This window comes from Kitasatospora sp. NPDC004240, from assembly GCF_053603215.1.
Genome location: NZ_JBSGFD010000109.1, coordinates 22,180 through 28,621, shown reverse-complemented (window position 1 = coordinate 28,621; position 6,442 = coordinate 22,180). Strand labels below are relative to the sequence as shown.

4 protein-coding genes are annotated in these 6,442 nt (G+C 75.5%); 1 reads left to right on the top strand and 3 read right to left on the bottom strand.

All coding sequences use genetic code 11. The features are described 5' to 3' along the window. The 3 genes from ACWEQL_RS26400 to eccE all read right to left on the bottom strand — a co-directional run. Nucleotides 1-2,283, bottom strand: a 2,283-nt coding sequence (locus ACWEQL_RS26400; protein WP_452152798.1) for a MinD/ParA family ATP-binding protein, incomplete at its 3' end; no start/stop codon positions are given. A 150-nt stretch (nt 2,284-2,433) separates the two neighbouring features. After that, nucleotides 2,434-3,192: a hypothetical protein gene (locus tag ACWEQL_RS26395; RefSeq protein ID WP_452152797.1), complete on the bottom strand. Its 759-nt coding sequence runs from the start codon at nt 3,190-3,192 to the stop codon at nt 2,434-2,436. Then, a complete protein-coding gene (gene eccE / locus ACWEQL_RS26390; protein ID WP_452152796.1) occupies nt 3,192-4,583 on the bottom strand; it encodes a type VII secretion protein EccE in 1,392 nt (463 codons plus the stop codon). The genes ACWEQL_RS26395 and eccE overlap by 1 nt, the downstream gene beginning before the upstream one ends. A gap of 182 nt (nt 4,584-4,765) precedes the next feature. Here eccE and ACWEQL_RS26385 point away from each other — a divergent pair, with 182 nt between their 5' ends. Next, the gene (locus ACWEQL_RS26385; RefSeq protein ID WP_452152795.1) at nt 4,766-6,439 is read left to right on the top strand and encodes a type VII secretion protein EccB; all 1,674 of its coding nucleotides are present in this window, start codon (nt 4,766-4,768) and stop codon (nt 6,437-6,439) included. Nucleotides 6,440-6,442: the final 3 nt, after the last annotated feature.

Below are 6,442 nucleotides of genomic sequence, written 5' to 3'. Positions count from 1 at the left end.
GGCCTGGCCCGGCTGAGGGGCCCAGGGCGCGCCCGGGGCGGGCTGGGCGGCCGGGTGGCCGCCGGGGCCCTGCGGCGGGTACGGCTGCTGCGGGTCGGCGTACGGCTGCGGCTGGCCGGGCTGGCCCGGGTACGGCTGGCCCTGGACCGCGGCGCCCTGCGGCGGCTGGCCCCAGCCGCCCTGCTGGACGGTCTGCTGGGCGCGGGCGATGTCCTCGCCGACCAGGGTGGCCAGCTCGAAGTAGGCCTCGCGGACCTTGGGGCGCATCATGTCGAGGTTGACCTCGGCGCCGGCCGCCAGGCTCTCGTCGAACGGCACCACGACCACCCCGCGGCAGCGGGTCTGGAAGTGCGCGACGATGTCCTCGATCTTGATCATCTTGCTGGTCTCACGCACCCCGGAGACCACCGTGATGGAGCGCTGCACCAGGTCGGCGTACCCGTGCGCGGAGAGCCAGTCCAGCGTGGTCGAGGCGCTGGAGGCACCGTCCACGCTGGGCGTGGAGACGATGATCAGCTGGTCGGCGAGGTCCAGCACACCGCGCATCGCGCTGTAGAGCAGGCCGGTGCCGGAGTCGGTCAGGATGATCGGGTACTGCCGGCCGAGCACGTCGATGACCTGCCGGTAGTCCGAGTCGTTGAAGGTCGTCGAGACGGCCGGGTCGACGTCGTTCGCCACGATCTCCAGGCCCGAGTGCAGGTCCTGCGAGGTGAACTGACGGATGTCCATGTAGCTGCGCAGGTGCGGGATGGCCGTCACCAGGTCGCGGATGGTCGCGCCGGTCTGGCGCTTCACCCGGCGGCCGAGGGTGCCGGCGTCCGGGTTGGCGTCGATCGCGATCACCTTGTCCTGGCGCTCGCTGGCCAGGGTCGCGCCGAGCGCGGTGGTGGTCGTGGTCTTGCCGACGCCACCCTTGAGGCTGATTACCGCGATCCGGTAGCAGCTCAGCACCGGGGTGCGGATGATCTCCAGCCGGCGGGCCCGCTCGGCGGCCGCCGCCTTGCCGCCGAACTGGAAGCGCGGCTGCTGGCGCTGCTGCTTGGGCTGGCTGCGCAGCAGCCGGTCCGAGGACAGCTCGACCGCGGCCGTGTACCCGAGCGGGGCGCCGTGCGCCTGCTGCGGCGGGGCGGACTGCTGGAACGCCGGCGGCGCCTGCGGGACACCGGCCTGCTGCTGCCACGGCTGGCCGCCCGGGCCCGGCTGCGGCGGCTGGGCCGCCTGCGGGGGCTGCGGGGCCTGTGGGGCCTGCTGGTAGGCGTTCGGCTGCGGCCAGCCGCCCTGGCGCGGGTCCACCGGCGGGGCCTGCGGGTCCTGGGCCTGCGGCGGGTACGGCTGGGCCTGCTGGGCCTGCTGGGCCTGCTGGGCCTGCTGCGGGTCGGCGTACGGCTGCGGCTGCGGCTGGGGTTGGGCGGGCACGGGCTGGGTGGGCTGTTGCTGGCCGGGCGGCTGGACGGCCTGCGGGGCCGGGGGCTGCTGGGCCTGCTGTCCGTACGGAACCTGCTGGGCCTGCGCCGCCGCCTGCGCCTGCTGCGCCTGCTGGGCCGCGGCCCAGGCGGCCTGCGGGTCCTGGGCCTGCGGCGGGTACGGCTGCTGAGGCTGGCCGGGCTGCGCCGGGTACGCCTGGGCGGGGCCGGGCACGCCGGGTCCGGGCTGCTGATAGGCCGCCTCGGCCGGGGGCCAGGGCTGCGCGGCCGACGGGGCCGCGATCTGGTGCTGCTGCTCGGGGGCGGGCGCCGGCGCCGGGGCCTGCGCGGCGCCGTACGGCACGTGCGGCACCTCGGGCTGCGCGGGCGCCGGGGCGGGAGCGGGCACCGGCTGTGCCGCCACGGGGGCGACCGGTGCCACGGGCTCGCCGGGCGTCAGCGGGGCACCCGGGGCCACCGGCTCCGGGCCGGCCGGCGCGATCGGCGCGGCCGGGACGGCCTCCACGGGAGCCGGAGCGGCGGGCACGGGCACCGGCACGGCAGCGGGCGCACCGGCGGCACCGGGCACGCCCGGACCGGCCGCCGCCGCGGCGGTACCGGGAGCAGCGGTGCCGGGAGCAGCCGTAGCGGGAGCAGCGGCGCCGGGGACCCCCACGGCCGGAGCCACCACGGTCGGGGCCACCGTCACCGGCGGCGCCGCCGGGTCACCGGCCCCGACCGCGGCCCCGGGCACGGAGCCCGGCCCGGAGTCGCTCTGGATGTACCAGGACGGGGGAGTGTAGTCGGGCGCGTCGGACCAGTCGTCGTCGTCCTCCGCCGCGTTGTCGCCGACGTAGACGCCGTCCCGATCGCTGCTCACCTTGGGCTCCCTCGTGTACGCAGCCGCTGTCCGCGGTGCCGTTGCCGCATCAAAGACTAGGCCGTGTGCCGGGTCCCGTTGAAGGCGGAGTCCGATCCCGTCCGGGACCCGGAACCCCGCGAGGGCGTCCCCGCGGGGACCGGGCGAGCCTCAGTCCGTCCGGCGCGGACCCCCCAGGACCTGCTGCTCCGCGGCCCCCGGAACGGCGCGTACGTACTGACGGCGCATCCGGGTGGCCCACAGGGTGATGTCGTCGCCGAGGCTCGGCAGCGAGGCGACGTCCTGGTCACCGAGCGAGAGCACCCGTCCGATCAGTTCGGCCTCCTGCGGCATGACCCGCTGCACCCCGACCAGGTCGGCGGCGTTGAGCACCCGGGCCGCGTTGGGGCCGAGGTACGGCAGCACGGTCAGGGTGGTCTGCCAGGGCGCGGCGGAGAGCCGGCTGCGCGGCGGGCGGGCGCCGAGGTCGCGGACCACCAGCACTGGGGAGGTCACCGAGGCGCCCTGCGGGCCGAGCCGTCCGACCTGGTGGACGGTCACGCAGGGCTGGCCGCCGCCGGCGGCCTGCGCCATCGGGCCCCACAGGTGGGCGCGGGCGGTCTCCACGGCGATCCGGGCGCCGGTCGCGGCGGCGCGCAGCGCGATGACCTGGGCCGTCCAGACGCCGCCGACCAGGACGATGTCGTAGGCGCTGGGCCGGAACAGCCCGAGCACGGCGGGCTGCTGGCCGGGGTCCATGCCGATGACCACGCCGTCGTCGCCGACCGGGAAGGACATCGCGCCGAGGTCCTCGGTGGTGAGCACGTGCTTCTCGCGGCGCGGGCCGCGCAGCCCGAAGCCGGGCAGGATCCGCGCCCGGGGCCGGTCGCCGGCCTGCGGCGGGGTGCTGGGGAAGGTCTGGTACGCCATCAGGAGGTCCCTCCCAGGGGCAGGGTGGCGAGCAGGCCGGGGGCCTGCTCGCGGTCGAGCCGGGACAGGCCGAGCCCGGCGCTCTGCGCGCGGGCCTCGACCAGGCGGCCGACCTGGACCACCTCGCTCTCGCTGCGCCCGGTCACCCGGACGTGTCCGCTGATGGTCACCGAGCCGCCGGTGCCGTGCCCGGCGGTGAGGCTGAAGGTGCTGGCGAGCGCCGGGGTGCCGGTGATCAGGTTGACCAGGTCCGGGGCGGAGGTCCGCCCGGAGCCGCCGGGGCGGCTGAGCTGCGGCCAGCGGGAGATCCAGTACGTGCTGTGCCAGCGGTCGTCGATCCGCCAGAACCGGTTGCTCTCCTGGGTGCGCCGGCCGCTGCCGCCGCCGCTTCCGGTGCCCTGCCGGCCGGCCACGGCCAGCGGGTTGGCGCAGGTGGAGATGGCGAGTGCGGCGATCAGCTCGCGCTCGTCCAGCACGGTGGCGGAGAACCCGGCGCCGTTGAGCCGGCCGGCCAGCTGGTCGGTGACCCGCTGGAGGGCCTTGCGGGCGCCCTCCTCGCCGCCGCCGCGGGCGCGCACGGCGGCGGCGGCCCGCTCCGGGTCGAGCTTGAGCGCGACCCAGGTGAGCCTCAGGCCGGGGGTGGCGGTGCCGTCGGGCAGCTCGCGGTAGGCGCGGGCGGCGAGCGACTGTTCGGGCAGGTGCGGGGCCGGCGCGGGCTGGGTGTGCTGCACCAGCTGGACGGACTCCAGGGCGATGTCGTCCACCCGCAGGGCCGAGCAGATGACGTCCAGCGGCAGCGGCAGCGCGGTGCGCACCGGGCGCAGCGGCTGGTCCTTGGCCTGGACGAGCAGCACCGAGCTGAGGAAGGTGCCGTCGCCGACCATGCCGGTCTCACGGCGCATCGGGCGGCCGCCGATGTCGGTCTCGGTGGCGTGGGTGCAGGTGCGCAGCCCGGGTTCGAGCTCCAGGGCCGGCGCGAGGGCGGGGTCGGTGCCGGCCGGCGGGACGTTGCCGCGGGCCTTCTTCTGGCGGGCCCTCAGGGCGGCGCGCACCTTGAGCGCCTCCGGGATGGTGCGTCCGCGCAGCGGGATCAGCGCGAGGACGACCAGGACCAGGCCGACGGCGCCGAAGGCCCCGGCGACCGGCTTGCTGATGGTCCAGCCGAGCGCGACCAGCGCCACCGCGACCTGCACCAGTACGAGTTGCTGGAGCTTCAGGCGGCCGCCGAGCAGGCCGGGCCTGGGATGGACGCGGATCGCCACGGGGGCGCCGCCGCCCTCGGCGGGCACGGGCGGGCCGGCGGTGTCCGGGCCCGGGTCGCGGCGGCCGGCCCGGCGCGGGCCCCGGCCCTGCGACGTGCTGCGTCGCCCTGGAGCGGTCTGGCTTGGCATCCCCCGAGTGACCCTCTCTGATCGGTTGTCGCGGCCCGGTTGGGCGGTCGGCGAACGGTACCCGTACCGTACTCACCGTCTGCTGCCGCATCGTAGAGGGTTCGGGCGTTCGGACGCCCGGCGGGTGCGGGCGACGGGGGCAGGCCGCTGGAGAGTCGGTCGGACACGGGGAGACGACGAGCATGGCATCACGCCGGGACGAGCTGAACGCCTACACCTTCGCGCGCAAGCGCACGGTGGGGGCCTTCCTGCTGCCCAGCGGAGGCGGCAGCGACGAGGACGCGCCGCGTCCGGTGAAGGCCGTCCTGCCCAGCGTCATCGTGGGGGCGCTGGTGGTGGGCGGCTTCGCCGTCTGGGGTGTGTTCAAGCCGAAGGCCCCGCTGGACTGGGACAGCGGCAAGAACATCATCCAGGGCAAGACCTCGACCACCCGGTACGTGGTGCTGACCGACCCGGACGGGAAGACCAAGCGGCTGCACCAGGTGCTCAACATGGCCTCGGCGCGGCTGGTCCTGCCGGTGGACGCCAAGGTGGTGGTGGTCGCGGACGACGTGCTCGACGCGTACGCCAACCACGGCCCGACCATCGGGATCCCGTACGCGCCGGACAAGTTGCCGAGCAAGGCCAACGCCAGCAAGCCGATGAAGTGGTCGGTCTGCGACCGTCCGGGTTCGGACGCCAAGGGCGAGACGGTCAACCAGGCGGTGTTCCTGACCGGCGGCGACGAGGCCAAGGCGCTGGAGGCCAAGGGCCGGATGCTGGACGTCGACCAGGCGCTGCTGGTGCAGCTGGCCGAGGAGCAGCAGGTCAGCGCCCAGCAGACGGCCGGTCAGGCTCCGCAGAAGAAGGCGCCGGTGCTGTACCTGGTCGACGCGCAGGGCCGCAAGCACCTGATCGGTTCGGAGAAGTCGGACGACCGGGAGCAGCTGGCGCTGAAGGCCGCGGTGTTCGGGGCGTCCGCGGACCCCCAGCGGGTGAAGAAGGAGTGGCTGGACACCCTGCCGAACGGCACCCCGGTGGCCTTCCTGCAGCTGCCCGGCTTCGACCCGAAGGCGCAGACCCCCAACTCCTCGGTGGCGCTGGAGAATCCGGAGGACCGGCGGGTCGGACGGCTGGTGAAGTACGGCGACAAGAACTACGTGGTGGGCCAGAACCAGCTGTTCGCGCTGACCCCGTTCCAGGCCGAACTGATCCGGCTGGACCCGAAGTTCCAGGACCTGTACAAGGACAAGAAGCCGAAGGCCTCCGAGCTGACCCCGGCCGACCACGCCGGCTTCGGCGCGGGTCGGCCGAACGACGGCAAGCTGCCCGGGCTGGCCGCGGACTGGCCGACCCGTCCCGGCGAGCAGGCCAACAACTGGCAGGCGCCCAAGGACGCCCGGGTGGTGGTGTGCAGCACCTTCGACGGGGTCGAGGCGGACGGCCGCACGCCCCGGCGCAGCGTCTGGGCCGGCCCGGACTACCCGGCCCGGTACGGCAGCGGTTCGGGCACGGCGTACGTGACGCCCGGTCACGGTCTCTTCTACCGCGCGCTGGACGGCGGTCCGGACGGTTCCGGCACCGACTTCCTGATCACCGAGACGGGGCTGCGCTACTCGGTGCAGGCCAACGCGGACGGCGGCAAGGCGCAGGGCGCGAAGGCGGGGGCGAGCGGCGCGCCGACGGCCCCCGCGACCCCGTCCGCGCAGCCGACCGCGCCGGCGGCCCCGCAGACCCAGGAGGAGAACGGCGGTGCGCAGGCCCGCCTGGGCTTCCGCGACCTGAAGCCGGTCCCGGTGCCCCGTGAGTGGTCGAGCCTGGTGCCGTCCGGACCGTCCCTGAACACCAAGAACGCGGCCCAGCAGCAGGACGCCTGACGG

Bases quoted from the DNA above. Each gene is read 5' to 3' on its own strand.
- ACWEQL_RS26395 (WP_452152797.1), bottom strand. From the start codon at position 3,192: ATGGCGTACCAGACCTTCCCCAGCACCCCGCCGCAGGCCGGCGACCGG.
- ACWEQL_RS26385 (WP_452152795.1), top strand. From the start codon at position 4,766: ATGGCATCACGCCGGGACGAGCTGAACGCCTACACCTTCGCGCGCAAG.
- eccE (WP_452152796.1), bottom strand. From the start codon at position 4,583: ATGCCAAGCCAGACCGCTCCAGGGCGACGCAGCACGTCGCAGGGCCGG.